This is a genomic window from Paraburkholderia sp. CNPSo 3281, from assembly GCF_024206515.1.
Lineage (GTDB): Bacteria > Pseudomonadota > Gammaproteobacteria > Burkholderiales > Burkholderiaceae > Paraburkholderia > Paraburkholderia nodosa.
In genome coordinates, this window is record NZ_JAMBPS010000005.1 from 243,359 (window position 1) to 269,880 (window position 26,522).

Here is a 26,522-nt window from a genome sequence, read left to right on the forward strand (position 1 = left end):
CTGCCGCCCTCCGCGGAATGAAGTTGTCGCCGCCATAACTTCCATTCGTCCATTCGTCCATTCGTCCACGCGCCACGGAGACTTACGCATGGTCAATCCAATTCGCAGTGAAATCGATCTCGAAGCGCAAGGTCGTCATGTCGGCTATCTGCGACTTCCGCATTCCGTTCATCGCTCGGCGTATGGCTGGATTCCGATACCCATCGGTTCCGTGCGCAACGGCACCGGCCCGGTCGTGCTGCTCATGGCCGGCAATCATGGCGACGAGTACGAAGGGCAAATCGTCGTTTCGCAATTGCTGCGTGAAATCGAGCCGCAATGGGTGCGCGGACAGATCATCTATTTGCCGATGGCAAACTTCCCCGCAGCCGAAGCGGGACTGCGCACGTCGCCCCTTGACGGGGGCAATCTGAACCGCAGCTTTCCTGGCAACCCGCAAGGCACACCGACCGAAATCATCGCTGACTACATCGAGCACACATTGCTCGCCCGCGCGCAGTACCTCGTCGATCTTCATTCCGGCGGGAGTTCGCTGCTCTATCACGGCGCGAATATGCTCGCCATCGAGCCTCGTGATGAGGCGGAAAATGAGCGGCTGCGCACGTTGCTGTCCGCGTTCGGGCTGCCGCGTGCATACCTGCACGCGCCGAATCCGCTCCATTCAGCGACTGCCGCCCGGCGCCAGGGCGCGCTTTCCATCGTGACGGAACTGGGCGGCGGAGGTGCCGTGCAGTCGCGCCTGCTGCGCGAGGCACGTCAGGGCTTGCTCCACCTGCTCGGTGCGATCGGTGTGCTGGCCGGCCCACTTGTGCCGGAGGAGGCGCCCGGACCGACACGCTTCTATCGTGTGTCAGGCGCGCAGCACTACGTCTACGCCTACGAACGCGGCCTTTATGAGCCGCTCGTCGTGCTGGGCGACCAGGTGCGGGCGGGACAAGCGGCGGCGCGCATTCATTTTCCCGATACGCCTTTGCGCGAACCAGTGACGGTGTCATTCGAAGCGGACGGCGAGGTCGTCTGTCAACGTACGGTAGCGGCGGTTCAGCGTGGCGACTGCCTCTTTCATCTGGCCGAGCCTGTCGAATCGTGAATCGGGCAGTCAGGCCCGGCAATCCAGTTTCGAAAACGATGCGTTAAAAGACGGATAAATAAACACAATAAAGTTATTCGAATTACTTGGTTTTGAGCGTGGAGGTGAACGGCTAATCTTGCAGACAATTCGATGAGTCTTTACCTCGAATTCGATGCTGCAGTATCGGAAACGGCCAGACTGAGAGAACCGATCAAGCGGCTGGCCTTGAAGTTCACCTCGAGCGCAACGAACATGAGCTACCGCATTATTGATACTTCACCACTCGAATCCGCCGCGAAACCGCTGGTTGACGCGCTGCAACTCGAGTACGCGACGCGCTACAGTGAATCCCGCCGCGATAGCGCTGCATCCGCTGCGGAGGAACTGGCGCGTTACCCGGCTGAACTGTTTGCGCCGCCGGAGGGCGCCTTCATCCTGATGGAGCGTGATGGCGCGACGATCGGCGGCGGCGCGTTCAAGCGCTACGACGCCCACACTGCGGAACTCAAGCGCATCTGGACCCACGCGGACCACCGCCGCCAGGGTCTCGCGCGCCGGGTCGTGGAAGAGATGGAGGCGCGCGCGTTGCGGCAGGGCTATCGTCGCGTTTATCTCACGACTGGCTTCAAGCAGCCGGAAGCGTGGGGCCTCTATATCGACTCGGGTTACGTCCCGCTTTTTGATCGCTCGATTGCACCCGAAATCCATGTGCATCTGCCATTTGCCAAAGATCTGTTGAACCCGCAGTCGATCGAAACGCTCGATGATCTGCGAGCGCGTGAGCCGCTCGGCGCCCACCGCTAATTGCCTCGCCGCGTCTTTTTCTCCTCTTCATTCATAGAAGCCAAATGACTTTAAAACGTTCCCTTGTCGTGCTTGCGGGCGCGCTTGCATTAACCGCTGCCGGCCTCGCTTGCGCGGTACAGACGTTCGATCTCAGCCCGCAGCAGCCGGGACGCATCCGTGCGACACCCGACGCCGCAGCCGTCAAGGCTGTCCCGCCAAACTTCGCGTTCGCGGAAAAGGACACCATCACCATCGGCATCGTGCCGGCGCTGCCGCCTATCAGCAGTTACGCAACAGACGCGAAAACCGTCGTGGGCTTCGATCCCGATCTGTCGCAGCTTGTGGCGGATGGTCTTGGCCGCAAGCTCAAGCTCGTCACGCTCGCGTGGCCGGACTGGCCACTCGCGCTCCAGTCGGGCAAGGTGGATGCCGTGATCTCGAACGTGACTGTCACCGAAGAGCGCAAAGAGAAGTTCGACTTCTCGACATATCGCCGTGACGAACTCGGCTTCTACGTGAAATCGAACAGCGCTATCAAGTCCATTCGTGAGCCGAAGGACATTGCTGGCCTGCGCATCATCACGGACGCGGGTACCAATCAGGAAAAGGTGCTGCTCGAATGGGACAAGGAAAACGTGGCGCATGGCCTGAAGCCGGTCACCGTGCAGTACTACGACGATGAAGCCGTTCGCATCGTCGCCCTGCAATCGGGCCGCGCCGACGCGGTCTTCAGCGTCAATGCGGTCCTCGCGTATCAGGCCGCGGTGCAGGGAAAAACGCGGCTGGTGGGCACCGTGAGCGGCGGCTGGCCGCGCACGGCGGAAGTGGCAGTCACCACCCGCAAGGGCAGCGGGCTTGCTGCACCGCTCACGCAACTGCTCAACGACCTCATTCAGGACGGCAAGTACCGGCAAGTGCTGGATCGCTGGAGTCTCGACTCGGAAGCGGTTGATCGTGCGGCGACCAACCCGCCGGGTTTGCCAAAGACCTGAAAGACAGACGCCGCTCGCCTGGCCGAGTCCAGGCGGAATAATGGCGACCTTACCGTTATTGTCATTTGCATGACTAAGTGAAAATCGGCGTTGGTATGGACGGGATCGATTAAATGCGTCACGCAGCAACCTGACGTGTCCTGAAGGAGCATTTTTATGTCGGACGGAGTTCTGGAAGCGGCGAAGTGGGCGGCGCGTCCGCGACAGTACGGCGCACGCGCGGGTAGCCCCGTGCGGCGCTATGCGGGCATCGGCTTTGTGCTGCTGCTGCATATCATGTTCATCTGGGCACTGATGAACGGGCTCGCCACCAGGGTCGTGCAGATTATCCAGAAGCCCGTGGAGGTGCGAATCATCGAGCCGGTCAAGCCGGTAGTGCCGCCACCCGTGCCTGTCGTCAAGCTCGCGCCGCCCAAGCCGGTGCCACCGCGCCCCCGTCCCTTCGTCCCGCGGCCCGAGGTCGCCGTGACGCCGCCGCCCGCGCCAGTCATTTCGCATCAGGCGGCGCCCGTGCCGACGCCGGTCGCGCCACCGCCTGCGCCACTCGCGCCCGTGGAAGCGCCGGCGCCCGCGAAGCCGGTCAGCCATGAGGCGGGCGTCGTGTGCCCGAACTCGGACGCGGTCCGCCGTTCGATGGTCTACCCGCAGGAAGCGCAGGACAACAACATTACGGGCGACGTGGTGATTTCGTTCGTGGTGGACACCCAGGGTCACGTGACGGATGAGAAGGTCGAGCAGGCCGCCGATCCCGTCCTCAACCGGGCCGCGGTCAACACCGTGAAAAAATTCAACTGCGTGTCGCAAGGTGAGGCCGTGCGTGTGCGCGTTCCGTTTTCGTTCAACCTCAACTGAGCGCTGCGCGCCCGGTTTCAGGCTGGCTTGATCTTCCTTCCCAGGCGCGAGCGTGGGGAGTCTTATCTGGAGCATCCATGAAGAAGTCTACTTTTGCTGCAATGGCAGCGCGTGTGCTGATCCCAGCCGCAACCATCGGGGTTCTTCTGGCGCCGCAAGGCGCGTGGGCCGACGCTGGCAATGCGGCGGCGGGAGCAGAGGGTGCAAATCCCTACGGGCTGGGTGCGCTGTGGGCCAACGGCGATTTCGTCGCCCGATTCGTCCTGCTCGTACTCGTGGCGATGTCCATGGGCAGCTGGTACATCATGATCACCAAGTTCCTCGAGCAGGCGCGCGCGAGCAGGCGCGCGAAATCGGCGGACGACCAGCTCTGGAGTGCGCCGTCGCTCGCCGTCGGCGTTGCCGGGCTCGATGGCAATTCGCCGTTCCGCTTCATTGCCGAAACGGGGATCGAGGCGGCGGATCATCATGAGGAGGTGCTGCTTGAACAGGTTGACCGTAATACGTGGATTCAGGTTTCGATCGACCGCTCCACGGCGAATGTATCGAACCGCCTGCAGGATGGGCTCGCATTCCTCGCGACCGTGGGGTCGACCGCGCCATTCGTCGGGCTCTTTGGCACCGTCTGGGGCATTTACCACGCGCTGACTGCCATCGGCATTGCAGGTCAGGCATCGATCGACAAGGTGGCGGGGCCGGTAGGCGAAGCGCTCATCATGACGGCAATCGGGCTCGCGGTGGCGGTCCCCGCGGTGCTCGGCTACAACTTTCTCGTGCGTCGCAACAAGTCCCTGATGGAACGCGTGCGCGCTTTCGGGGCCCAGTTGCACACGGTATTGCTCTCGGGCCGCAAGCGCCCGGTGCGTGCTGTCGTCAACGCCAACTGAACCAGCTAAACGCGGCATGCGGTTGGAGTGAAACCATGGCCATGAATGCAGGGCAAGACGGGCCGGAGGACGAGGTCATCGCGGCGATCAACACCACACCGCTCGTGGACGTGATGCTGGTGCTGCTGATCATCTTTCTGATCACGATCCCGGTCGTTACCCATACGGTACCGGTCCAGTTGCCGAAAGAAACGGTGAGTCCGCTACAGACGAAACCCGACAGCATTGAAATCGCGGTGGACAAGGAAGGTCGCCTTTTCTGGAACGAGCAGGGCATAGACCGGACAACGCTGCTCGACCGGTTGAAGGTCGTTTCGCAGAAAGATCCCCAGCCCGAAGTTCACGTGCGCGGAGACCAGACGACGCGCTACGAATTCATCGGCCGAGTCGTGACCACGTGCGAGCGTGCGGGCATCGCGAAAATTTCATTCATCACACAGCCGCCCGCACGTGGCGGGTAAGAGGAGCCGGTAATGGGCATGAATGTGAGTTCCACGGAGTCAGCGAACGAGCCGGACGTGCTGGTCGATATCAATACGACTCCGCTGATCGACGTGATGCTGGTCTTGCTGATCATGCTGATCATCACGATTCCCATCCAGATGCATGCGGTGAAAATGAATCTGCCCGTGGGCGACCCGCCGCCGGCTGCGCCGCCTCTGGTGGTGCAGGTCAATGTGGGCCCCGATGGAGCATTGACCTGGAACGGCGCGCCGATTGCTGGCCGGGACGATCTCGAGCGACATATGGTGCAGGTGGCAGCGCAGGCCGATCAGCCGGAGATTCATCTGCTTCCCGACAGGCTCGCACCGTACAGCGCGGTTGCCGGTGTGCTTGCGGCGGCACAACGCGAGGGCGCGACCAGGATCGGCCTTATCGGCAACGAGCAGTATGTGCAATGAAGATGGAATGGCTGCACGACGCCAGGGGAAGTCTCGCGGCCATTCTGCAAACGCGTCGAGTTTTCCGGTTATCCAGGCACTGGCCGATCAGGTGACGTCATTAAACGCGCGATGACTTCGCCCGCCATGTAAATCGCGATTATCGGGAATATCGATGCGTGAAATGATTGGTTAATTCGGATAAGACAACACTGTTAATGTTCCAGTCACGCGCAAACAATGCGAGGCTCATAGAGGTTCAGCCGTGGCGACATGGGACGCTGGAATCCCGGATAGGGATTGTCATTTCTGTAAAGATAAATGAGCTGAAGTGCGGCTGAAGCAGAATTCTAAATATCAGTTAGCAATCCAGATGAAAGAAATTATAAATTATCATATTCGCGTATTCGATTCACATCCCGTTCTCCTGTCCACCCTGTTCGCCACGCCGACTGCGGCGGCAATGACCGCCGTCTTCAATGGCGTTGTACCGCCGCCGCCGCGGGTCACGGCAGGGCGGTAGGCAACCGGGTCGGCGGCTGACACCGCCAGACATCAGGCGTATTTCCACCCGTACTACTCGATGGCCGAATATCGGCCAGGGGATGTCGCACGCCTCGATGGGCGTGACGGCATTCCTCCAGATAGATCTGCTACCGACTGGAATAGTGATGCACGTAACCAGAAACAAAAGGCCCGGTGAGGGTCATCACGGGGTACGCATGAAGGTGCTGTCCTTCGCGGTGCTGGCCATCGCGTGCAATGGTGCGGCTCTGGCCCAGGACGCCGCAGCGACGGCGGATCCGGCCGCTGCGGCCAGCGCGCCGACGAACGCGGCGGCTCCCGCGGCAAGCGCAGCGCCACAGCATTCCGGCGCGGCGCAAACCGTGCAGCAGGACACGGTCGTCGTGACGGGCACGCGTACGGACACGAAAGCGAGTAAGAGCCTGACGCCAGTCGACGTCATCAGCGGCGAGCGTCTGCGCTCCACCGGGCAGAGCAATCTGCGCGACGCCCTCGTCCAGCTCTCGCCCTCCATAGTGCGCGAGACCTACGCCGGGGACGCAGCTGTGCTCACGGACGCGCTCTCGCTGCACGGCTTGAGCCCCGATCACGTGCTCGTGCTCGTGAACGGCAAGCGCCGTCACTCCACGGCGAACCTCGCGCTCGACGGCGGGCTCAACCAGGGCTCGACCGGCGTTGACGTGTCCATGATCCCGGTCGCGCTTGTCGACCACATCGAGATCCTGCGCGACGGCGCGGCGGCGCAATATGGCTCTGACGCAATCGCCGGTGTCATCAACATCATTCTGCGGCGCGCGTCGAGCGGCGGGGAGATCGAATCCACGACGGGGCAGACCTACGCAGGCGATGGCCTCCAGAACACCACGTCGGCCAATCTCGGGCTGAATCTTGGTGATAAAGGGTTTCTCAACCTGAGCGCGGAATACGCGCGCCAGAACCACACCGTGCGCACGGGACCCGACGACTACTTCGGCACGTTCCCGCCGGGGCACGGTTACTACAATCCGATCGAAGGCGACCCGTCGAGCACCCGCGGACTGGTTGGCTTCAACTCGGGCTACTACCTCAACGACAACGTCCAGCTCTACGGCTTTGGTACGTACGGACACCGGAACGCCAGCGCCTATCAGAACTTTCGGCCGCCCTCGGTGCTGCCGGAGATCTATCCGAACGGGTTCGTGCCGCAGGAGACCATCAACGAGAACGATTTCTCGGTCACAGCCGGCGCCAGGGGCGAGAACCTGTTCGGCTGGTCGTGGGATCTGAGCACGACCTATGGCGGCGACCACAGCAGGCTGGGCATGGTCGATTCAGCCAATACCGGATTGTTCGCGGCAGAGGGTTACACGCCGACATCGTTCCACCTCGCGACGGTCAGCAACACACAGTTGACGAACAATCTTGACTTCTCGCGCGCGTTCGAGCTGCCGCTACTTCCGGCGCCGGTGCAGTTCTCATTCGGTTTCGAGCAGCGCCGCGAGACTTACACGGTGGGTGCGGGTGACCCGGCCTCGTATGTGTATGGCGGTTCGCAGGCGTTGCCTGGGCTCGCGCCTGTGAGCGCCAGCGACAACTCGCGCAATGTGATCGGCACATACATCGATCTCCTGACGCACATTACGCCGAAGTGGCAGATCGATCTCGCGGGGCGCTACGAACATTACAACGACGTAGGCGACACCACAAACGGCAAGATCTCGACGCGGTACGACTTCACGCCGGCCGTGGCGGTGCGCGGCAGCGTAAGTACGGGTTTCCGTGCACCGTCGCTCGCGGAGGAGTACTACACGAATATTAACGTGTCGCCGGCTTCGGCGAGCGGCCTGCTCGCTGCGAATTCAGGAGCCGCGAAGCTGATCGGCGCGCAGGCACTGAAGCCCGAAGAATCGACGAACTTTAACGTCGGTTTCGTGCTCACTCCGACGAGCAACATCCACCTTGCGCTCGACGTCTATCAGATCGATATCCGCAACCGCATCGTGCTGGGCGGCACGGCCTCCGGTGCGGAGGCGATCGCGGCGATGGAGGCGGCCGGGCTGTCGGTGCCAGGCTCGATTCCGGCTTCCGCGGTATCGGCAAGCTACTTCACCAACAGCGCCAGCACGCGCACACGCGGCCTCGATCTCACGGGCACCTGGCACATGGGGCTGGGCCTTTACGGGCAGGTCGACTGGGATCTCGGTGTGAACCTGAACACGACGTCCGTCACGCATGTCGCAACGGGCGCCAACGGTGCGCCGGCGCTCAATGCACAGCAGATCGGCTGGCTCACGACTTCGACGCCGAAGAACAAGATCATCGTCGGCGGTACGTGGCGGCGCGACAAATGGGCCGTGACCATACACGAGACGCGATTTGGCGAGACCTCAAGCGAGGCAACCTACATTGTCGGGCCCAACGCATTCTCGACCACTCAGTTCATTCACGTCGAGAACGCGGCGCGCTATGTCACGGATGTCGAAGTTCGCTACGACGTCACGAAGAAATTCCAGATCGCTGTAGGCGCAAACAACCTGTTCGACGTCTACCCGACGAAGCTGCCGTACCAGGCGCAGCTCGAAGGCGCGCAGTACGACGCGTTCGCTTCGACGATCGGCGTGAATGGCGGCTTCTATTACCTGCGCGCGCGCTATCAGTTCTGACGTTGATGACTATGCATAGAAGAATTCGCTCGTACGCTTCTTCGTGGTCCGTGGACATAATGGCCAGAAGATACTCGAGCGGATTAACCGAAACCGTTTCCTCCATGCGCCGCGTGTGCATGGAAAGGGAGTGACATGAGCTGGTCCCTTTCGATTCTCGACAAAAGCCCGATCGCGGAAGGCAGAAGCGCGCACGAGGCATTGCAGTTCACGGTGCAGCTCGCCCAACGCGCGGAAGCGCTGGGCTACCGCCGCTACTGGGTCGCCGAGCACCACGGCGCACCTGGTCTTGCCAGTTCCGCGCCCGAAATCGTCGTCTCGCATCTGCTCGCGCACACGTCGCGCATTCGTGTGGGCTCCGGCGGCGTGATGCTCCAGCACTACAGCCCTTTCAAGGTTGCCGAGACGTTCCGCGTGCTCGCTTCGCTTGCGCCGGGCCGGGTGGACCTCGGAGTCGGCAAGGCGCCCGGCGGCCTGCCGCTCACGACGCGCGCGCTGCAGTGGTTTCACGACAAGGCAAAGAAACCCGATTTTCCGCATCAGCTCGCGGAACTCGATGCGTTCCTGAAGTGGGGCGTCGCGGAAGATCATCCGCTCGCGGGGGCGGTGGCGTTGCCAGCCCCGCCCGAAGCGCCCGAGCGAATCCTGCTCGGCGGCAGTCCGGACAGTGCGCGACTCGCCGCGCAGCACGGCTGGCAGTTCTGCTATGCGGGCCACTTCAACGGCGACGAGGCCAATATCGGCCGCTCGCTCGATGCCTATCGCAGCGCGAGCGGTCGCGCGCCGCTGCTGGCGCTCTTTGCGTTCGCGGCAGCGACGCGCGACGAGGCACGCCGGCACATTGGCGCATTGCGCATCTTCAAGCTGCAACTGGCCACGGGCCAGAGCGTCAACCTGCCCAGTCCCGAGGCCGCGGCGGAGTTCGCGCGCCAGACCGGCGTCTCCGACTACCGGCTGGATGAACTGCATCCGCACGTGATTGCCGGCACGGCCGGAGAGGTGCGTGCGGAGCTGGATGCACTGCACGCACGCTTTGGCGTAGAGGAATTCGTTATCGACACACCGGTGGCCGACTACGCATTGCGGCTCGCCTCGGTCGAACGTCTCGCGGGCGCAGAAGTCGCCGCTCGTACGTGATCTCACCTTTCAATCCTGCTCGACGGATCCAACCATGACTCAGCGCAATCTCACTTTCGGCATCATGCTGCACGGCCCCGGTGGCCACATGAACGCGTGGAAGCATCCGGGCGGCCCCGCTGATGCAAGCGTCAATCTCGACTTCATCACCGGAATCGCACAAAAGGCCGAGGAAAATGGCGTGGCATTCGCCTTCGTGGCGGACGGTCTCTACATCAACGAGAAGTCGATACCGCACTTCCTGAACCGCTTCGAGCCGATTTCCATTCTGTCCGCGCTCGCCGCGTCCACTTCGAAGATCGGGCTTGCGGGCACGCTGTCCACGTCGTACAGCCATCCGTACACGGTGGCCCGGCAGTTCGCGTCGCTCGATCTGATCAGCGGGGGCCGAGCAGGCTGGAATGTGGTGACGTCGCCGCTCGAAGGCTCAGCAAAAAACTACGGCGGCGAGCATCCGAACCACGCGCTACGCTATGAGATCGCCGACGAGTATCTCGACGTCGTGCAGGGGCTCTGGGACAGCTGGGACGACGACGCGTTCGTGCGCGACCGCGTGACGGGCCGCTTCTTCGAGCGCGACAAGCTCCATACGCTCGACCACAAGGGGCGTTTCTTCGAAGTCGCCGGCCCGCTCAACATCCAGCGCTCGCCGCAAGGGCAGCCCGTGATCTTCCAGGCCGGCTCATCGGATGCGGGGATCGATCTGGCCGGGAAATATGCGGACGCCGTGTTTACCCATTCGCCGTCGCTCGAAGAGACGCGCGAGTTTTCGGAGCGCGTGCGCGAAAGCGCGGTCCGGCATGGCCGTGCGGCGACCGACGTGAAGATCTTCCCGGGCATCGGCCCGATCGTCGGCACGACGCAGGCGCAAGCCGAGGCGAAGTACGGCGCGATCCGCGACCTGCTGGATATCGATGAGGCGCTGGCCTATCTCGGCCGCTTCTTCGAGCATCACGACTTCTCGCAGTATCCGCTCGACGCGCCGTTCCCGGACCTCGGCGAGCTCGGCACCAACAGCTTCCGTTCGACCACGGATCGCATCAAGGCCGAAGCGCGCCGCGATGGCAGTACGTTGCGCGAAGTCGCGCTGGCTGTGGCGACGCCGAAGACGCAGTTTCTCGGCACGGGCGAACAGATCGCCGACGAACTGATCCGCTGGATCGACGCGGGTGCCGCCGATGGCTTCATTCTGGGCTTCCCCGTGCAGGCAGAGGGCCTCGACGACTTCGTCAGGCACGTGATTCCCGTGCTCGAAGCGCGCGGGCGCTACAGCCGCCGGCTGACCGGCAAGACGCTGCGCGACCACCTGGGCCTGCCGCGGCGCGAGAGCCGCTACGCGCTCGCCGACGCGCAATGACCGACTGACCCGCCGCGCAGGAAGCCCAGATCATGAGCGATACGACCCAGATTGCTTCAACCGCGCCGCTGCACGGCGGCCACACGGGTGCGGACGTACCCGACTATGCCCACTACCGCGTCGTGCCGGCGCGTCATCGCGCACGCACGGCGGGCACGGTGCTGGCGATCGTGCTGATCGGCATCGTCCTCAACTCGGTGCTGGGCAATCCGCGCTGGGGCTGGCATGTGTTCGCGCAGTGGTTCTTCGCGGAGCCGGTGCTGGAGGGGCTCGGACGCACGCTCGTGCTGACCGCGCTTGCCGCCGCTATCGGCTTCGCGCTTGCCGTGCCGCTCGCGCTCGCGCGGCTTTCGCATTCGCCGCTGCTCGCCGCTTGTGCCTGGGCCTTCATCTGGCTCTTCCGCTCGATCCCGCCGATCGTGCTGCTGCTGTTGCTGAACAACCTCGGCTACCTGTACGAGACGGTGTGGATCGGTGTGCCGTTCACGCACATCACCTTGCTGAGTACACCGACGACCGACCTGATCGGACCGTTCCTGGCCGCGGTGCTTGGCCTCTCGCTCAATCACGCGGCGTTCGCCGCCGAAGCGATTCGCGGCGGCATCCTCTCGGTCGATCACGGCCAGCGCGAGGCCGCAGCGGCGCTGGGCTTGCCGCGCGCGCGCCAGACTTTGCGCATCGTGCTGCCGCAGGCGATGCGCGCCGTGTTGCCGACCGCGTTCAACGACGTGATCGGGCTGGCGAAGGGCACGTCGGTCGTCTATATCCTCGCGATGCCGGATCTGTTCTATACGGTGCAGATCATTTATCACCGCAATCTGGAAGTGATTCCGCTGCTGATGGTGGCGACGATCTGGTACCTCGTCATCCTGACCGCGCTTTCGGCGATCCAGGTGCACGTCGAGCGTCACTATGCGCGCGGCGCGACGCGCGCGCAGACCAGGCGTTCGACGCTTGGCGCACTGGTCACCCGATTGCGCGCTGCGCGCCGGGCGCATTCCGGCGCTGCATCCGCGGCCGAAGCTGACGCGGCCGAAACCCCTGCTGCCGACGCAGGCTGGGCGCAGCGGCGCGTGGGCGGCAGGGTGGGCATCCATAACGTTTCGAAGAGCTTCGGGACGCTGAAGGTGCTCGACAACGTCTCGCTCACGGTTCCCTCGGGCAGCGTGACGGTGATCCTCGGCCAGTCGGGATCGGGCAAGTCGACGCTGCTGCGCTCGATCAATCACCTCGAAAGCGTGGACGACGGCTTTATCGACATCGACAGCGAACTCGTCGGTTACCGGCGCGAGGGCCGCACGCTCTACGAGCTGAAGGAAAAGGACATTCTGCGGCGGCGCGCCGAAGTGGGGATGGTATTCCAGAGCTTCAACCTGTTCCCGCATCTGACCGTTCTCGAAAACGTGGTCGAAGCGCCACTCGCCGCTGGCGTGCCGCGCGCCGAGGCCGAGGCGCAGGCGCGTGCGCTGCTCGCGCGCGTGGGGCTCGCTGGCAAGGCGGACGCGTGGCCGCGCCAGCTTTCCGGCGGCCAGCAGCAGCGCGTGGCGATTGCGCGCGCGCTTGCGCTCAAGCCCAAGGTGCTGTTGTTCGACGAGCCGACCTCCGCGCTCGATCCCGAACTCGTGAACGAAGTGCTCGACGTGATCCGGCAACTGGCGCGCTCGGGGACGACGCTCGTCATCGTCACGCACGAAATCGGCTTTGCGCGCGAAGTGGCGGACACGATCGTGTACATGGACGGCGGAAGGGTCGTCGAGTCGGGTCCGCCCACGCAGGTGCTCGGCAATCCGGCGCACCCACGCACGCGCGAATTTCTTTCGAAGGTGTTGTGATGAAGGCTGCCAATGCACGTCCTGATCGCGCGGCGCCGCAACGCCATCATTCGATTTCAGTCCGCAGCAGGCGGCACGCGTGCGCGCGTCGAAAGATCTGCAGGCCGCGGGTGCCCTTGGCGGCTTGCGGCTCCTGGAGCCCGGCGCGTTCACCGTGGCCATCGCGCCGTTCGGCGCGCCGATCGCGAGTTATGCCACCGACGCGCGCACGGTGGTCGGGTCCGATGCCGACTACGCCTGGCTCCTGGCCGACGTGCTCGCGCTCACGCTCCAGCTCCTGCCGATTGCGTGGGCCGACTGGCCGCTGGGGCTCAGCAGCGGCAAGTACGATGCGGTCATCTCGAACGTCGGCGTGACCGAGCAGCGCAAGCGCAAGTTCGACTTCACGACCTACCGGCTCGGCCTGCACGCGTTCTATGTCGCGAACGAAAGCGCGATTCGTTCGATCCGCGAGCCGCGCGATATTGCGGGCCTGCGCATTGCCACCGATACGGGGACGATCCAGGAGCGCATCCTGCTCGAGTGGAACCGGCAAAATGAGGCAAAGGGGCTCAAGGGCGCAGAAATTTCGTACTACGACGATTTTGCCTCGATCCGTCTCGCGCTGCTGTCAAAACGCGTGGATGCCGTGTTCAACCCGGACGCGCCGCGTACAGTAGCGGCGCGTCCGGGTTGAACACGGCGACCAACGGTCTGATACGCGGCGGCCAGTATCGTGCATCGCTCACGCGCTGGGGGCTGGAGGCCGAAGCGGTGGCGCGCTCCGAGACCAATCCGCCCGGCCTGCGCGACGCCTGATTACGAACGGAACCTGGGAGACTACGCATGGGCGCTGTCCAGATCGATCACATCGCATTTCTGACGCCCGCAAACTACGACGGCGAAGCGCCGCGGGCGAGCTTCGAGCATTCACTGGAGCTGTTCCGCTTCGGCGAGTCACTGGGTTACGACAGCGCCTGGGTGAGGCAGCGCCACCTCGAGCATGCGGTTTCGTCGGCTGCGACGTTTCTGGCGGCGGCGAGCCAGCGCACGACGCACATCGGGCTCGGCGCCGCGGTCATCCAGATGGGCTACGAAAATCCGTTCCGTGTTGCCGAGGACCTCGCAACCGTCGACGTGCTCTCGAACGGGCGGCTGCTCGTGAGGCTCAGTGCGGGTGCGCCGGCGCACGGCCCACTGCTGGGCTAACGGCTCTTCGACGTCGATCCGGGACCTCCCTTTCACGTACTACCGCCAGATTCTCGACGATTTCGCCACACGCATCGCGCCTGAACTCGGCTGGCAACGCGCGCAGAGCCGCAGGGCGGTCGCAGCTTAGCAGCAGCGCAGAAATGGTTGGCGCGATTTGTTCGTAGCCGGTTTCAGGGTAGAGCGCGACAATCCTTTGCTCTACTGAACTACGAGACGGAGTATTCGTTCACCATGACTCGAGATCTGCTGTTGTTGCTGGAACCTGGTTTTACTGACCCGGCTCATCCGGGCGAACGGTTCGTCTGTCCGCATTGTGCGCTTATCGAAGGGCTGCTGGCGAGCGATCCTGTGCGAGTCGCGCGGCTTGACGTCAAGCGCGTGGCGTTTCCTCGCCCGCGGGCGGAAGTCGTCGCCGTGCTCGACGAAGCGCATCAGGGACTGCCGGTACTCGTACTGGGTGACGAGTACCCGTTGCCCGAGGATCCACAAACACTCGGCGAGCGGCACTTCGTGAATGACCCGAAGCGCATCCTTGCGCTGCTCGCGCAACGCCACGGCTTTCCCAGGGTGCACTGAGTTTCCCCCGCTTCTGGCGCCGGTGAGGCGCTGCCGTCTGCATCCGTTTTCCGTCTTCACTATCCGCAGGGATCTTTCATGTCCGTTCACGCAGCCGCGCGTACGCACGCGGCGAACGCGCCTTCGCAGGCGACACTCGATTGGGTCCGCACACTCGTCGCGATCGATACCACCAGCCATGTGCCAAACCTGGGGCTAATCGAGACCGTGAGGGACGCGCTGGCGCGCGAGGGCGTCGAAGCGACGCTGATCCACGACCGGCGCGAAGGATGGGCGAACCTCTTCGCCACCGTGCCCGCACATGACGGCGCTCTCGACGGCGGCATTGTCCTCTCGGGGCACACCGATGTCGTGCCTGTGGCCGGGCAGCAGTGGGACAGCGACCCGTTTCAGCCAGTCGTGCGCGACGATCGTCTGTACGGACGCGGCACCTGCGACATGAAAGGTTTCATCGGGACGGCGCTTGCCCTGTTGCCGCAGATCCGCGCGGCGCGGCTCTCGCAGCCCGTGCACTTCGCGCTCTCGTATGACGAAGAACTCGGCTGCGTGGGCGCGCCGCACCTGATCGCCGAGCTTGGGCGGAGAGGGCTGCGTCCCGCCGGCTGCATCGTCGGTGAACCGACGGGAATGCGGCCGGTGATCGCGCACAAGGGCATCCACACCTATCAGTGCTGCGTGCGCGGTCACGCAGCCCATTCGTCGCTGACACCGAATGGTCTGAACGCCATCGAGTATGCGGCGCGGCTCATCTGCCACATCCGCGATCTCGCCGACCAGTTTCGCGCGCAGGGCCCCTTCGACGATCTCTTCGACGTGCCGTACACGACCGCGCAGACGAGTCTTATCGAAGGCGGCAATGCGATCAACACAGTGCCCGCCGAATGCCGCTTCTCGTTCGAATTCCGCAATCTGCCGAGTGTGGCGCCTGAGGCGGTCTTCGATCGCATCGAAAGCTGGGCGCGCGAAAACGTGCTGCCAAAGATGCGCGCCGAGCATCCGGACGCGGCCATCGAGTTCCGGCGGATGTCATCGTCACCGGGGCTCGACGCGGCCGAAGAGGCGGCCATCACGCAGCTTGTGCGAGCGCTGACCGGCGATCCGCAGCGGCGCAAGGTGGCCTACGGCACCGAAGCGGGCCTGTTCGCGCAGGCGGGCATTCCGACGGTGGTCTGCGGGCCCGGCCACATCGAACAGGCGCATCGCGCCAATGAATATGTTTCGCTCGAACAGCTTGCGAGCGGCGAACGTTTTCTCCAGCGGCTCATCCAGGGGCTGGAGTCCGGCACGGGCGAAACCGCATGAAGGCGGTAAACGCGGCGTCCGATGCCACACGCCTGAGCACGCTTTCTTCCTGAACATCCAAATGACACGACTCTTGCTTCCGCAGGCCTCGCCGCGGCTGCGTTCATGCGCGGGACGTTTCTTGCTGCCCCGTCTTGCGCGCGTGGAGGGCTGACACATGGCTGCGGTTTTGCCTTCCACTGGGGTGGACGAGCGCTTTGTCTACGTGTCGGTGCACGATCCGCGTGCGCGTCCGCTTTTCGACGAACTGACCGGCGAATACGGCTCGCGCTATGCCGATGTGATTCCGGCCGAAGCGTTGCGCGCGGAAATGAGGCGCTATCCCGACGATGCGTTCGCGTCTCCGCATGGCGCGTTCGTGCTGCTGTTGCGCGACGGCGTGGCCGTGGCGGGTGGGGCGTTCATGCGTCACGCCGATCCCGGCACCGCCGAATTCAAGCGCATCTGGGCGAGCCGGCACTGCCGCCGTCGAGGGCTCGCACGGCGCGTGCTCGTCGAACTGGAGGCACAGGCGGCGCGCCAGGGCTATACGCGCGTATACCTCGGCACAGGACCGCGGCAGCCGGAAGCCATCGCGCTTTATCGCACGAGCGGCTACACGTTACTTTCGGCGCATGACTTTGGCGAAGACGCGCCGCCGGGCTTTCTGTTCGAGAAGCATTTGCCGCGCACGGAGCGAGCGGATGGTGTTTGAAGTGCGTGGGGCCGGCTGGGCAGGAATGTTGCGCCCTCGCGCGAGCGGATTACTCCACAACAACCACTTCCTTAGCGAGCTTAAACCAGCCTTTCGCCGCTTGAATGGCGCCCCATAACTTGTCGGGGATCGCCAGTAGCGGTACGCGGTCAGAATCGAGCATCGTGGTAATTTCTGTTTCTCGGCCATCACCGGCGATCTCGACCCACGTTGGGTTCATCACCAAGCCCTGTCCGATTGCGACCAGCGACAGGCCGGTGGTTAATGCTTTTTCGGCATCCCGCGGTGTCCGGATAAGGCCCCCCGCAAGTAAAGGAATGCGGTCACCAACGTGTTCAACAAGCAGCTCGGCGGTCGTGTGCTCGCCGGTATAGTCCGCAGGTCTGGCATTCGGAATGTCAAAGAGTGACGCATGGAGGTAATCGACGCCAGCTTCAATCAGCCGGTCGATCAGCGCGTAGCTATCGCCGATACGCAGCGCTCCCTCGCCAGCCTCTTCCGGTGATATGCGGTAGCCAAGCAGGAAAGGCCGCTTGGCGTGTCCGGCTATTACCCGCTGCGCTTCGCGCACCACGGCCAAGGGGAAGCGCATGCGGTTTTCGAGAGAGCCACCCCACTCATCATCGCAACATGGGCGAGAAGAAATTCTGGATGAGAAAGCCATGAGCGCCATGCAGCTCGATGCCATCGAAGCCCGCCTCGATGGCGCGGCGAGTCGCTTCGCCGAAAGCCATGATGATCTCTTCAATTTCTTCCCCGCTCAGCGCGTGGCTGGTCACTTCCGCGTCATTGAACGGGCTGGGCGGCACCTTTAGCGCACTGGCACTGACAACGCGGCCATCCGGCACGAGGTGTGGCAAGGCTTTGTTGCCAGCGTGGAAGATCTGCAAGATGGCGGGAGCACCCCCGCTCTTAGCCGCCTCCGAGAGGCGACGGAGGCTGGGAATGAAGCGATCATCATGACTGGCGAACTCGTCAGTGAAGTCTATGCCGTCCGGCGTCACGTGCGTGCAGCCATCCGCGAGGTGAATATGGGTCGAGTATAAGCAGGCATATGAGCAAAGGAAAAATCGTCGATGAGGAGGCGCGTGAGCGCCTGATTATCTGGCTGCGTCGGCGCATGACGGAATTCGGCGTCACGCCCGAAGCACTCGCGGCGGCGATCGAGCATGACCGCGAACATCCGCCGCTTTTCCACGACGCGCACGGCAACAAATGGGACGGCGAAGGGGAGAAACCAGGGTGGCTCGCGGCCGCCGAACGGGCGGGCGTTGATCCGGCGTTCTTCCCCATCCGGCCAGAGCAGAACTAGCCAGTACCGATCGGCTAAGGGTGAACTCAAGATTCGGACGAGAACGTACGATAGCCGCGCCGCAGAATCATATGGATCAATCGATTCTCGCCATCGCCCCGCGCAGCGCCTCGCCGGCCAGACAAGAACCACACAATCCCTTACCTCTCATGGGGAAGTTATTGTAACTTTTTGTTAATGCGGAATTTATTTAATTGATAAACGGATGCTTTCGTATGAACATCTCCGGCAATCGCGCGCCAGCGCGATTGTGAAGCCGTAGCGGCCATCACCAATACTTCACCGTGCCACCGCCGGAGGACCGATCAATGAAACTGCAGATTCTCTCATCAGCGCTCGCCGTTGCCCTGGCATTCGGACCGGTCCAGCCAGTCGCGCAGGCCGCGACCTACAGTAACGGCACGGCTACGGCGACCTTCAACGTCACCCTGACGCTGCAGGCCAACTGTTCGATCTCGGCGACGCCGCTGAACTTCGGCACAAACGGCGTGCTGGCCACCGCGTTGAACCAGCAGACCTCGGTCGCGGTGACCTGCACCAACACCACGCCGTACAACGTCGGCCTTGATGCCGGCACGGTGGCCGGTTCGACCGTGACGAGCCGTTTGATGGCGGGCACCGCCACCGGCAATACCGGCACGACAGTGGCCTTCCAGCTCTATCAGGACGCCGGCCGCACGACGGTCTGGGGTAACACGCAGGGCACGAATACGGTAGCGGGCACCGGCACCGGGTCGGCGCAGTCGATTCCCCTCTACGGCCAGGTGCCGGCGCAAACCACACCGAAGCCGGATACCTATCAGACCAGCGTTACTGCGACGGTCTACTTCTGACCGCCCGCCGGGATCGTATGGCCGGATCCAGCCGCTATCTGGCCATCCTGCTGGCCGCCGCCCTGCTGCCGTGGCCGCTGGCGACACTCGCCGCCACGCTGCAGATCTCGCCGGTGATGGTCGACCTGCAGGCAGACGAGAACGCAACCGGGATCACGTTGCGCAACCCGGGTGACAGCCCGCTCTACGGACAGGTGCGGGTGTTCCGCTGGGATCAGGTTAATGGTGAAGACGCATTGACGCCGACACAGGACCTGATCGCCAGCCCGCCACTGATCCAGATTGCGGCGCAGACCGACCAGCTGGTCCGGCTGGTGCGCGCCACGCCTGCCCCCGTCGCCGCCGAACAGTGTTTTCGTGTCCTCATCGATGAACTGCCGCAGCCAGGGGCCGCGCCGACAAACGGCGTGACGATCCGGCTACGCTACTCAGTGCCGGTCTTCGTCGAACCGGCCGGTGCGGCCGGCCAGCCCAGGCTTGCCTGGCATCTGGTGCGGACCAGCCAGAGGTGGGCAATGCGCATCGGAAACACCGGCACGCGACGCGCGCAGATCGCGGCGGTTCAACTGGTGAATGGCGCCGGCAAAGTCTACGTGATCAACAAGGGACTGCTCGGCTATGCACTGGCGGGACGTGTGGGGCAGTGGCCGGTGCCGCTGCCGGCGGATGCGGACCTGGGCGGCACCCTGAAGGTTCGGGCTACCGTCAATTCGCTGCCGGTCGAAGCCGCCGTGACGGTGGAACCGTCCAGCTGACCCGGCCGCCATTCGTTCATCGCTTGCCTGTGTACTGCCTGGAGTTGCCACCATGCGCTGCCGCCCGACCCATGCGAAACATGCGACAGCATCGATTTCCCGTGCGCCGGCTTCACGCAGTTCTCGCCGCGCTGGGGCTGCTCGCCCTGGGATGCACGCGGGTCTACGGGCAGGGCGCTCTGCAGATGGCGGATGCCAGCGCGAATTCGCCCCATGACGTGATCCTCGAAGTGGACCTGAACGGCCAGCGCACCTCGCTGCTTGCCCATTTCCGTGAGCTGAATGGCCACCTCGCCGCGACCGGCAGGGACCTGAGCGATATCGGACTGGCCACTGCTGCCCTTGGCATTGCCGATACCGCGGAAGTGCAGCTGGATTCGATTTCCGGCCTGCACTACACCTATGACGCGGCACGTCAGGCCGTCGACCTGCAGATCCCCGACAGCATGCGCAAACCCTACACGTTCGACAGTCGCTCACTACCCAGGACGGCGCCCGCGAGCTCGTCGCGTGGACTGGTGATCAACTATGACGCGTTCGCGCAGACGAACACCGATGAGCAACTCGCCCTGTACACCGAGGAGCGTTACTTCGATCCGGCGGGTGTCTTCAGCAATACGGGCATCGCGTACCTGTACCGCAACGATCAGCGCTACACGCGCTACGACACATCGTGGAGTCGGTCCGATCCGGCCACGCTGGGCACGACGCAGTTCGGCGACACCATTTCGTCGTCGCTTGCGTGGTCGCGCTCGATCCGCATCGGCGGGTTCCAGTGGCGCAGCAATTTCGCGTTGCGTCCGGACCTGGTCACGTTCCCCGTGCCGGCGCTGGCGGGCTCGGCTGTCGTGCCGTCGGCAGTCGACCTGTACATCAACAATGTCCGGCAGTTCAGCGGGAACGTGCCAAGCGGGCCGTTCATTGTCAGCGACGTGCCCGGCATCACCGGGGCCGGCCAGGCGACCGTCATCACGCGCGACGCACTCGGACGCACGATCACCACCTCGGTGCCGCTTTACGTCGACACGCGGCTGCTGGCGCCAGGACTGTCCAGCTATTCGTTTGAAGCGGGCTTCCTGCGCCGCGCGTATGGGCTCGAATCGTTCGACTACGATCCGCGCCCCGCGGTAAGCGGATCGGTTCGCCGCGGCCTGAGCGATTCGATAACCGTCGAAGGTCATGCGGAGGCCACAGGCGGCCTCTATAACGCAGGCGCGGGCGCCCTGATACGCCTCGGCATGGGTGGCGTCGTCAACGGGTCGTTCTCGGCGAGCACAGGGCGTCTTGCCGGCACGCAGGCGAGTCTCGGCTACCAGCTGATCGAGCCGCGCTTTTCCATCGACGCGCAGACCATCCGGGCGTTCGGCAACTACGGCGACCTCGCCGCACGCGACGGCACGCCGGTGCCGAGTGCGACTGACCAGGTGACGCTCGCGCTGCCATTCCTGCGTCACCAGACGTTTTCCGTCAGCTACATCGGCTTCAGGTTGCCGCAAGGGCCGGCCTCAAGGATCGGCTCTGTGTCGTACACGCTCAATCTGGGCGATCTGGCCACGCTCAATCTCAGTGCCTACCGGGACTTCAAACAGCACGACTCGCGCGGCATGTTTCTGAGCGTGAGCTTCGGACTCGGGCATAACACGTCGGTCAACGCCACGGTCGGCAAACAGAATGGCCAGTCGGACTACAACGTCAATGCGATCCGTCCGCCCGACTACGGCGGTGGTTGGGGCTGGGGGGTGCAGGCGGGCGGCACGGGCGCGATGCAATACCGCCAGGCACAGGCGCAATATCTCGGGCGGTACGGCGAGGTCACCGCGGTCGGGCAGAATCTTGGCGGGCGTTCCAGTGCGTCGCTGGACGTGGCCGGCGCACTTGTGCTGATGGATGGCAGCGCCCAGCTCTCGCGCCGCATCGATGACGGCTTTGCGCTGGTGTCGACTGACGGCGTCGCGGGCATCCCGGTGCTGCACGAAAACCGCCTGATCGGCTCGACCGATGGGTCCGGTCATCTGCTGGTGCCGGATCTCAATGCGTATCAGAACAACGAGGTCAGCATCGACAGCATGAAGCTGCCGGCCGATGCGCGGATCGCCGCCACATCGATGGATCTCGTGCCGAAGACGCAATCGGGTGTGCTCGCCCATTTCGGCGTGACGCGCTACAGCGCCGCGTCCGTCACTCTTCACGGTCCGGACGGCAAGGCGTTGCCGCCTGGCGCGAGCGTGCATCACGTGGAAAGCGGCAAAGACACGATCGTCGGCTATGACGGCCTGGCCTTCATCGACAGCCTGCAGCGCGACAACCGTCTCGTGATCGATAGTGGCACGCTGCATTGCGCGGTGGAATTTCCCTATACCCGCCCCAGCAACGGCGCACTGCCGACGATCGGGCCACTGATCTGCGACCCGGTGTCCGGAGACCACCCATGAAGCGGATCACCTTCGTTCTGCTGGTCCTGGGCCTGATGCTCGGCCTGCCCGGCCGCGTAAGCGCGCAGACGTGCTCGGCGAGCGCCTCGGCGGTCAGTTTCGGTTCAGTCAGCCCGATCAGCCGCAGCGCGGTCAGCGCAACCGGCACGGTCAGCGTGACGTGTACGTGGCCGGCGATCACGTTCACGCCCAACGTTCGCGTGTGCCTGAACCTGGGCGGCACCAGCCCGCGCGGCCTCGTGAACGGCTCGAACCAGATGCAGTATGACCTGTATCAGGACTCGGCCCATTCGCTCGCGTGGGGCTCGATCTACTATGGCACGACGCCGATCCCGCTCACGCTGACCAAACCAGCGGCCGGGACGACCGCCACACAGTCCGTCACCATCTATGGCCTGATCGCGGGTAGCCAGCCGACGGTGCCGACCGTCGGCAACAGCAGCACGACCTATACCCAGAGCTTCGGCGGCACCACGACGTCGATCAACTACGGCTTCTATCTGTTCGGCGAACCGGCCTGTGCATCGCTCACCGCCGCCGGGGGCAGTTTCCCGTTCAGCGTGTCGGCCACCATCGTTAACAACTGCAACATTACGGCGACGAACGTCAGTTTTGCGACGTCGAGCGTGCTGACGAACGCACTGAGCGCCGCAGGATCGATCACCGCGCAATGCACGAATGGCGATGCCTACCGCATTGCGCTGAACGGCGGCACGAGCGGCAACGTGGCAGCCCGGCAGATGCAGCGTTCGGGCGGCGGCGGTGTGGTGAATTACCAGCTGTATACCGATTCCGCCCATACCACCGCATGGGGTGACGGCACGGCGGGCACCACAATGGAAACCGGCACGGGTTCCGGCAACCAGCAGGTGATCAGCGTCTACGGCGTCGTTCCGGAGCAGACCACACCAGCGCCCGGTAGCTACAGCGACACCATCACCGCGACGATCAGCTTCTGACGCTGTGCCGTCGACTATGTCTGCCCGCAATCAGAATGCCACCATCCAGACGGCGCGTTGCGTGGTGCGATCCGCAAGTTGCAGGGTGGAGAGGAGCTGCGTGGGTTCGCGCGGCGCAAGCGCCACACTGTAAGGCGTGCCATGCAGACAGGAGACGCCGGGCATCGTGGTGGGCACCGCATCGGCCGCGGACTGGATCACGCAGCTCTCCTGGATGACCAGGCTGACCTGGATAGGGGCCAGTGGTGTTGACGATCCGTGCGACGTGGAGGCGCCCAGCAGGCATACCGCGATCGCGAAGGTTTTGATGTTGCGCAACATGTGAGGGATTTCCGCTGCCGTCTCTGTTTGTCGCGCGGCCGGACGTTCGATGAACAGCCCAGGGCGATACCTCGATATCGGCAGATCAGGGAAAAACCTGAGTGCGCAACCCGCATATGCGAACGACAACCGCATTCGCAGTTGCACCCGGCTATTGCGTGGCAGAGGCAGATGGCCGTTCGTGCGTCAGCCGCGGCAAGCCATCTCCAGGCGCCAATTCAAGATCAGGCTACGGTGCGGGGAACAGGCTCTCAGGATGACCGGCTCACGCTGTGTGTACCTGACGCGGCTTCCCACCGGCGCGCGCCGTCCGGGCGGGAATCACCGCAGCATCCCTGCCGCAGACTGTCTGGCGAGGGGATGCCCGTCAACCGGAGGCGTGTCGCGATTTTAGCCCTCTGTGAAAGCTACCTGCCGATGGCTGCCCGCTGATGCTGGCTGGAGCCCGTTCACGCCGACGAGAACGTCGAAACCTTATTGCGACCGGTAGCCTTGGCGGTGTACAGCGCCTCGTCGGCAGCCCTGATCACGGCGCTTACATCACTGTCCTGCTCCGGCATCCAGCAGGCCGTGCCGATGCTGGCGGTGACGCGGCCGTATTCGCTGCCCGCGTGCTCGATGGCCAGATCGCTGATCGCTTCGCGAATCTGCTCGGCGATCAACTCGGCCCCTGCCGGCGGGGTATCAGGCAGCACCACCACGAATTCCTCCCCGCCGTAGCGCGCGGCGCTGTCCGCGGGTCGCCGGATGTTCTCGCCGATGCATCGTGCAACGGCAGCCAGCGCATCGTCACCGGCCTGGTGGCCGTAGGCGTCGTTGTAAGCCTTGAACCGGTCAATGTCGACGAACAGCAGCGAAAACATGCTGCGCGTACGGCGGGCCCGGCGCCACTCCTGGTCGAGAATCTCGCCCAGCGTACGGCGGTTGTTCAGTCCCGTGAGGCCGTCGGTCCTCGCGAGCATCTGTAACTCCGATTCCGCGCGCATCCGGCGCCGCAACTGGGCGCCCAGCAGGAACGCAAGCGCGATGAACCCCAGGCCGAAGGCGACCATCAGCGAGCCGATCGTCAGCGCACGCTGCCGCCAGCCGGCAAAGATGTCCCGCTCGGCCTCGGCCACCATGATGATCAGCGGCAGATCCGGAAAATTCCTGAACAGGTACAGTCGCCGCACGCCGTCGATCGATGCGGTGTCGCTGAAGCTGCCTTCCGGGGCCGACCTGAAATGATGGAACGTGCTGGCGTTGCTGATGTTGCGCCCGATGGTACGCAGGTCATACGGCTGGCGCATGACCATGACGCCGTCCCGGCCGATCAGGGCCACCGATCCGTGCGGCCCGAGCGACAGTCCGGCGAACAGCGTGTGGAAATACTCGAGATTGACGGCGATCAGTACGATGCCGGCAAACGAGCCGTCCGGATGGGAGAGCCGCCGGGTCAGGGCAATGCTGGGCGAGCCGTTGCGCAACCGCGAGCGAAAGGGATCGCTGATGTAGAGACCCACATCCGGATTGTCGCGCTGGACGGTGAAATACCGGCGATCGGCGAAGTTGCCCTGACGTGGAATATCGCCGTTCGAATCGATCACGATGTTGCCCGATGCATCCAGCACCAGCATCGCGCCGAGATATTTCGCGGTCGCCGCGCGATCGAACAGCACCTGACGCCGCATGTGGGGCGGCAAAGCCAGTACGTCAGGATCGCGCATGCCATCGACGACTGCCTGCAGCGACAGGGCGTACAGCTCGAAATTCCGTTCGATGTCCCGTTCGGCGATCAGGGCAAGGTTGCGCGAAGTTTCGCGGGCCCGCTCCATTGCGTCCAGACGCCCTTCGTACAGCACCGTCGCGCACAGGAAGACCATGACCAGCGCGATAAAAATCCCGCCCCAGATGATCGCCTGTGGCTCGAGGCGACCGCGCCACAGGCGGCCGGCAAAGGACAGCAGAAGCCCCGTGTTCTTTCTTGTTACCGTCTCCACCGTGCCCCCACCTCGTTCCGGAAATCCGGCCGCATGTGTATGTGCACGAAGCCGGCCGGTGGCGAAGTCATATGCCGGGATCAGGGATTCCTGATCCGGCCGTTGAATGCGCCGGATGTTCTACTGCTTCACCCATGCGTTATCGGCAATTCGTTCCCTTTCTTGATCCGTGTCATGCAGGCGGCATTTCGTCACCATGTTACGCGACACCCGCCAACGCCTGCCGCGGACACCCGGTGACCAGGTGTTCAGCGCCGCACAGATTTCCTCCCGAAGACGAATCAGACTCAATTGACGCCGCGTCAGCCTGTCGCAGCACAAGAGAAACCGTCAGGGGGTGACGATGACCGAACGCCTGTTTCGACCCGGCCGGGTCGCGGATGAATCGCCCGAAGCCGCGACGGCGCGCAAGGTGGGCGCCATCGTCGCGACCCTGGCGGCCCGCACGATCGCGTGTTCCGGGCTTCACGGCAGTCCGTTATCCCCCGGCGTGGTGCCTCGGCTGCTCGGCTATTTTCGTGGATTTTCCGACGCCATCTGTACAGGCTGGGCCGTCACCGGGGTCGGTGTGTCAGCTGACGCGAGCCGCTTTGCCATCTCATCGGTTTTTCCGCGGATGCGGGAATGCTGTATGGCCCGGGTCAGCGATGAGGTTACGGCGTCCGGCACCTTCAGGCACGGGCGCACGGCGGGCCGCACCGATGGGGAACGTTACGTTACCAGCGGGTGCAGTAGCACCGCGTTACGTGAAATGCTGACAGCAGACATCCCGGTTGCATGCAACACGCGCTTCAGTATTGCCCTTCCGGGGTGCGCTCTGGATCCGGAGTGCGTATCCTGGTTCAACCCCGAATAATGGTGCGAAGCGTTTCATTTATCTGATTCTGCGGCGCGCCGATCGTACGTTTTCGTCCGAAACCTGAGCGCACCCTGACCAACGACGAAACCGTCAGATTTGGGCCTGAGACGTTGATTCGGAGGCGTCAACCAATGGCGAAAACGACTCTCATTTGACGCGTTTTGCGCGACGCCCTGACGTCCGGTTGAAGGATGCTTTAATCTGACAATTGCCTGCTAACCAGGGCCGTGAGTCGCCTGCGGATGCTCGCCATGGGACCGAGTCCGGTCATGAAGGCGACCGACACAAAATTGGCGGCCGGGGGGCATGCAGCAACTGCACAGGAAGTAACGCCTGTCGCTTTGAC

At 63.7% G+C, this 26,522-nt stretch carries 24 protein-coding genes and 2 pseudogenes; 22 read left to right on the forward strand and 4 right to left on the reverse strand.

The genetic code is table 11. The features are described from left to right. Positions 1–88: 88 nt before the first annotated feature. The 16 genes and pseudogenes from M3I56_RS08685 to M3I56_RS08765 all read left to right on the forward strand — a co-directional run bounded on the left by M3I56_RS08685 (position 89) and on the right by M3I56_RS08765 (position 16,726). On the forward strand, positions 89–1,090 hold the full coding sequence (locus M3I56_RS08685; protein ID WP_254353441.1) for a succinylglutamate desuccinylase/aspartoacylase family protein: 1,002 nt from the start codon (positions 89–91) through the stop codon (positions 1,088–1,090). 234 nt (positions 1,091–1,324) lie between these two features. After that, a complete protein-coding gene (locus M3I56_RS08690; protein WP_254353483.1) occupies positions 1,325–1,876 on the forward strand; it encodes a GNAT family N-acetyltransferase in 552 nt (183 codons plus the stop codon). Between the two features lie 44 nt (positions 1,877–1,920). Beyond that, positions 1,921–2,850 carry an ABC transporter substrate-binding protein gene (locus M3I56_RS08695; protein WP_254353442.1) on the forward strand — a complete coding sequence of 310 codons (930 nt, stop codon included), beginning with the start codon at positions 1,921–1,923 and terminating at the stop codon, positions 2,848–2,850. Positions 2,851–3,006: 156 nt separating this feature from the next. Then, complete coding sequence (locus M3I56_RS08700; protein WP_254353443.1) at positions 3,007–3,702, forward strand: energy transducer TonB; 696 nt, start codon at positions 3,007–3,009, stop codon at positions 3,700–3,702. A 77-nt stretch (positions 3,703–3,779) separates the two neighbouring features. Next, positions 3,780–4,589 (forward strand): MotA/TolQ/ExbB proton channel family protein, encoded by an 810-nt coding sequence (locus tag M3I56_RS08705; RefSeq protein ID WP_254353444.1) that lies wholly within the window; start codon positions 3,780–3,782, stop codon positions 4,587–4,589. A gap of 35 nt (positions 4,590–4,624) precedes the next feature. Next, complete coding sequence (locus tag M3I56_RS08710) at positions 4,625–5,050, forward strand: biopolymer transporter ExbD (protein WP_254353445.1); 426 nt, start codon at positions 4,625–4,627, stop codon at positions 5,048–5,050. Positions 5,051–5,062: 12 nt separating this feature from the next. Then, positions 5,063–5,491, forward strand: a complete 429-nt coding sequence (locus tag M3I56_RS08715) for a biopolymer transporter ExbD (protein WP_254353446.1) — start codon at positions 5,063–5,065, stop codon at positions 5,489–5,491. 701 nt (positions 5,492–6,192) lie between these two features. Beyond that, positions 6,193–8,637 carry a TonB-dependent siderophore receptor gene (locus M3I56_RS08720; RefSeq protein ID WP_254353447.1) on the forward strand — a complete coding sequence of 815 codons (2,445 nt, stop codon included), beginning with the start codon at positions 6,193–6,195 and terminating at the stop codon, positions 8,635–8,637. A gap of 135 nt (positions 8,638–8,772) precedes the next feature. Continuing rightward, positions 8,773–9,774 (forward strand): LLM class flavin-dependent oxidoreductase, encoded by a 1,002-nt coding sequence (locus M3I56_RS08725; RefSeq protein ID WP_254353448.1) that lies wholly within the window; start codon positions 8,773–8,775, stop codon positions 9,772–9,774. 34 nt (positions 9,775–9,808) lie between these two features. Continuing rightward, positions 9,809–11,131: an LLM class flavin-dependent oxidoreductase gene (locus M3I56_RS08730; protein WP_254353449.1), complete on the forward strand. Its 1,323-nt coding sequence runs from the start codon at positions 9,809–9,811 to the stop codon at positions 11,129–11,131. Positions 11,132–11,163: 32 nt separating this feature from the next. Then, entirely contained in the window at positions 11,164–12,963 is a 1,800-nt protein-coding gene (locus tag M3I56_RS41020; protein ID WP_302056721.1) for an amino acid ABC transporter permease/ATP-binding protein, read from the forward strand. A 46-nt stretch (positions 12,964–13,009) separates the two neighbouring features. Further along, positions 13,010–13,761, forward strand: a pseudogene (locus tag M3I56_RS08745) (transporter substrate-binding domain-containing protein); the annotation flags it as partial. 27 nt (positions 13,762–13,788) lie between these two features. Next, a pseudogene (locus M3I56_RS08750) lies at positions 13,789–14,148 on the forward strand (LLM class flavin-dependent oxidoreductase); the annotation flags it as partial. Positions 14,149–14,385: 237 nt separating this feature from the next. Further along, positions 14,386–14,730: a DUF3088 domain-containing protein gene (locus M3I56_RS08755; RefSeq protein ID WP_254353450.1), complete on the forward strand. Its 345-nt coding sequence runs from the start codon at positions 14,386–14,388 to the stop codon at positions 14,728–14,730. Positions 14,731–14,808: 78 nt separating this feature from the next. Then, entirely contained in the window at positions 14,809–16,032 is a 1,224-nt protein-coding gene (gene argE, locus M3I56_RS08760) for an acetylornithine deacetylase (protein ID WP_254353451.1), read from the forward strand. A 157-nt stretch (positions 16,033–16,189) separates the two neighbouring features. Next, positions 16,190–16,726, forward strand: coding sequence for a GNAT family N-acetyltransferase (locus M3I56_RS08765; protein ID WP_254353452.1), 537 nt, complete (start codon positions 16,190–16,192; stop codon positions 16,724–16,726). Between the two features lie 49 nt (positions 16,727–16,775). Here the strand turns inward: M3I56_RS08765 and M3I56_RS08770 are convergent, their stop codons facing one another. Then, positions 16,776–17,318 (reverse strand): HisA/HisF-related TIM barrel protein, encoded by a 543-nt coding sequence (locus M3I56_RS08770; protein ID WP_254353453.1) that lies wholly within the window; start codon positions 17,316–17,318, stop codon positions 16,776–16,778. 28 nt (positions 17,319–17,346) lie between these two features. Next, positions 17,347–17,730 carry a hypothetical protein gene (locus M3I56_RS08775; RefSeq protein ID WP_254353454.1) on the reverse strand — a complete coding sequence of 128 codons (384 nt, stop codon included), beginning with the start codon at positions 17,728–17,730 and terminating at the stop codon, positions 17,347–17,349. Between the two features lie 50 nt (positions 17,731–17,780). Here M3I56_RS08775 and M3I56_RS08780 point away from each other — a divergent pair, with 50 nt between their 5' ends. The 5 genes from M3I56_RS08780 (at position 17,781) to M3I56_RS08800 (ending at position 23,017) form a co-directional block, all read left to right on the forward strand. Then, complete coding sequence (locus M3I56_RS08780) at positions 17,781–18,038, forward strand: H-NS family nucleoid-associated regulatory protein (protein WP_254335039.1); 258 nt, start codon at positions 17,781–17,783, stop codon at positions 18,036–18,038. Positions 18,039–18,346: 308 nt separating this feature from the next. Beyond that, positions 18,347–18,871, forward strand: coding sequence for a spore coat U domain-containing protein (locus tag M3I56_RS08785; protein ID WP_254353455.1), 525 nt, complete (start codon positions 18,347–18,349; stop codon positions 18,869–18,871). Between the two features lie 17 nt (positions 18,872–18,888). After that, positions 18,889–19,626 carry a molecular chaperone gene (locus M3I56_RS08790; protein WP_254353456.1) on the forward strand — a complete coding sequence of 246 codons (738 nt, stop codon included), beginning with the start codon at positions 18,889–18,891 and terminating at the stop codon, positions 19,624–19,626. A gap of 71 nt (positions 19,627–19,697) precedes the next feature. After that, on the forward strand, positions 19,698–22,058 hold the full coding sequence (locus M3I56_RS08795; RefSeq protein ID WP_254353457.1) for a fimbria/pilus outer membrane usher protein: 2,361 nt from the start codon (positions 19,698–19,700) through the stop codon (positions 22,056–22,058). Positions 22,059–22,093: 35 nt separating this feature from the next. Then, complete coding sequence (locus tag M3I56_RS08800) at positions 22,094–23,017, forward strand: spore coat U domain-containing protein (RefSeq protein ID WP_254353485.1); 924 nt, start codon at positions 22,094–22,096, stop codon at positions 23,015–23,017. Between the two features lie 30 nt (positions 23,018–23,047). On the opposite strand, the gene M3I56_RS08805 is transcribed toward M3I56_RS08800, so the two are convergent. Both M3I56_RS08805 and M3I56_RS08810 read right to left on the reverse strand, forming a co-directional pair. Then, positions 23,048–23,338, reverse strand: a complete 291-nt coding sequence (locus M3I56_RS08805) for a hypothetical protein (protein WP_254353458.1) — start codon at positions 23,336–23,338, stop codon at positions 23,048–23,050. 449 nt (positions 23,339–23,787) lie between these two features. Then, on the reverse strand, positions 23,788–25,263 hold the full coding sequence (locus M3I56_RS08810) for a sensor domain-containing diguanylate cyclase (RefSeq protein WP_254353486.1): 1,476 nt from the start codon (positions 25,261–25,263) through the stop codon (positions 23,788–23,790). A 397-nt stretch (positions 25,264–25,660) separates the two neighbouring features. Here M3I56_RS08810 and M3I56_RS08815 point away from each other — a divergent pair, with 397 nt between their 5' ends. Further along, complete coding sequence (locus tag M3I56_RS08815; RefSeq protein WP_254353459.1) at positions 25,661–26,173, forward strand: hypothetical protein; 513 nt, start codon at positions 25,661–25,663, stop codon at positions 26,171–26,173. Positions 26,174–26,522 lie beyond the last annotated feature (349 nt).

Bases quoted from the DNA above. Each gene is read 5' to 3' on its own strand.
- M3I56_RS08800 (WP_254353485.1), top strand. From the start codon at position 22,094: ATGCTCGGCCTGCCCGGCCGCGTAAGCGCGCAGACGTGCTCGGCGAGC.
- M3I56_RS08815 (WP_254353459.1), top strand. From the start codon at position 25,661: ATGACCGAACGCCTGTTTCGACCCGGCCGGGTCGCGGATGAATCGCCC.
- M3I56_RS08780 (WP_254335039.1), top strand. From the start codon at position 17,781: ATGAGCAAAGGAAAAATCGTCGATGAGGAGGCGCGTGAGCGCCTGATT.
- M3I56_RS08730 (WP_254353449.1), top strand. From the start codon at position 9,809: ATGACTCAGCGCAATCTCACTTTCGGCATCATGCTGCACGGCCCCGGT.
- M3I56_RS08725 (WP_254353448.1), top strand. From the start codon at position 8,773: ATGAGCTGGTCCCTTTCGATTCTCGACAAAAGCCCGATCGCGGAAGGC.
- M3I56_RS08805 (WP_254353458.1), bottom strand. From the start codon at position 23,338: ATGTTGCGCAACATCAAAACCTTCGCGATCGCGGTATGCCTGCTGGGC.
- M3I56_RS08790 (WP_254353456.1), top strand. From the start codon at position 18,889: ATGGCCGGATCCAGCCGCTATCTGGCCATCCTGCTGGCCGCCGCCCTG.
- M3I56_RS08685 (WP_254353441.1), top strand. From the start codon at position 89: ATGGTCAATCCAATTCGCAGTGAAATCGATCTCGAAGCGCAAGGTCGT.
- M3I56_RS08710 (WP_254353445.1), top strand. From the start codon at position 4,625: ATGGCCATGAATGCAGGGCAAGACGGGCCGGAGGACGAGGTCATCGCG.
- M3I56_RS08720 (WP_254353447.1), top strand. From the start codon at position 6,193: ATGAAGGTGCTGTCCTTCGCGGTGCTGGCCATCGCGTGCAATGGTGCG.
- M3I56_RS08785 (WP_254353455.1), top strand. From the start codon at position 18,347: ATGAAACTGCAGATTCTCTCATCAGCGCTCGCCGTTGCCCTGGCATTC.
- M3I56_RS08715 (WP_254353446.1), top strand. From the start codon at position 5,063: ATGGGCATGAATGTGAGTTCCACGGAGTCAGCGAACGAGCCGGACGTG.
- M3I56_RS08700 (WP_254353443.1), top strand. From the start codon at position 3,007: ATGTCGGACGGAGTTCTGGAAGCGGCGAAGTGGGCGGCGCGTCCGCGA.
- M3I56_RS08765 (WP_254353452.1), top strand. From the start codon at position 16,190: ATGGCTGCGGTTTTGCCTTCCACTGGGGTGGACGAGCGCTTTGTCTAC.
- M3I56_RS41020 (WP_302056721.1), top strand. From the start codon at position 11,164: ATGAGCGATACGACCCAGATTGCTTCAACCGCGCCGCTGCACGGCGGC.
- M3I56_RS08795 (WP_254353457.1), top strand. From the start codon at position 19,698: ATGCGAAACATGCGACAGCATCGATTTCCCGTGCGCCGGCTTCACGCA.
- M3I56_RS08705 (WP_254353444.1), top strand. From the start codon at position 3,780: ATGAAGAAGTCTACTTTTGCTGCAATGGCAGCGCGTGTGCTGATCCCA.
- M3I56_RS08755 (WP_254353450.1), top strand. From the start codon at position 14,386: ATGACTCGAGATCTGCTGTTGTTGCTGGAACCTGGTTTTACTGACCCG.
- M3I56_RS08770 (WP_254353453.1), bottom strand. From the start codon at position 17,318: ATGCGCTTCCCCTTGGCCGTGGTGCGCGAAGCGCAGCGGGTAATAGCC.
- M3I56_RS08690 (WP_254353483.1), top strand. From the start codon at position 1,325: ATGAGCTACCGCATTATTGATACTTCACCACTCGAATCCGCCGCGAAA.
- argE (WP_254353451.1), top strand. From the start codon at position 14,809: ATGTCCGTTCACGCAGCCGCGCGTACGCACGCGGCGAACGCGCCTTCG.
- M3I56_RS08695 (WP_254353442.1), top strand. From the start codon at position 1,921: ATGACTTTAAAACGTTCCCTTGTCGTGCTTGCGGGCGCGCTTGCATTA.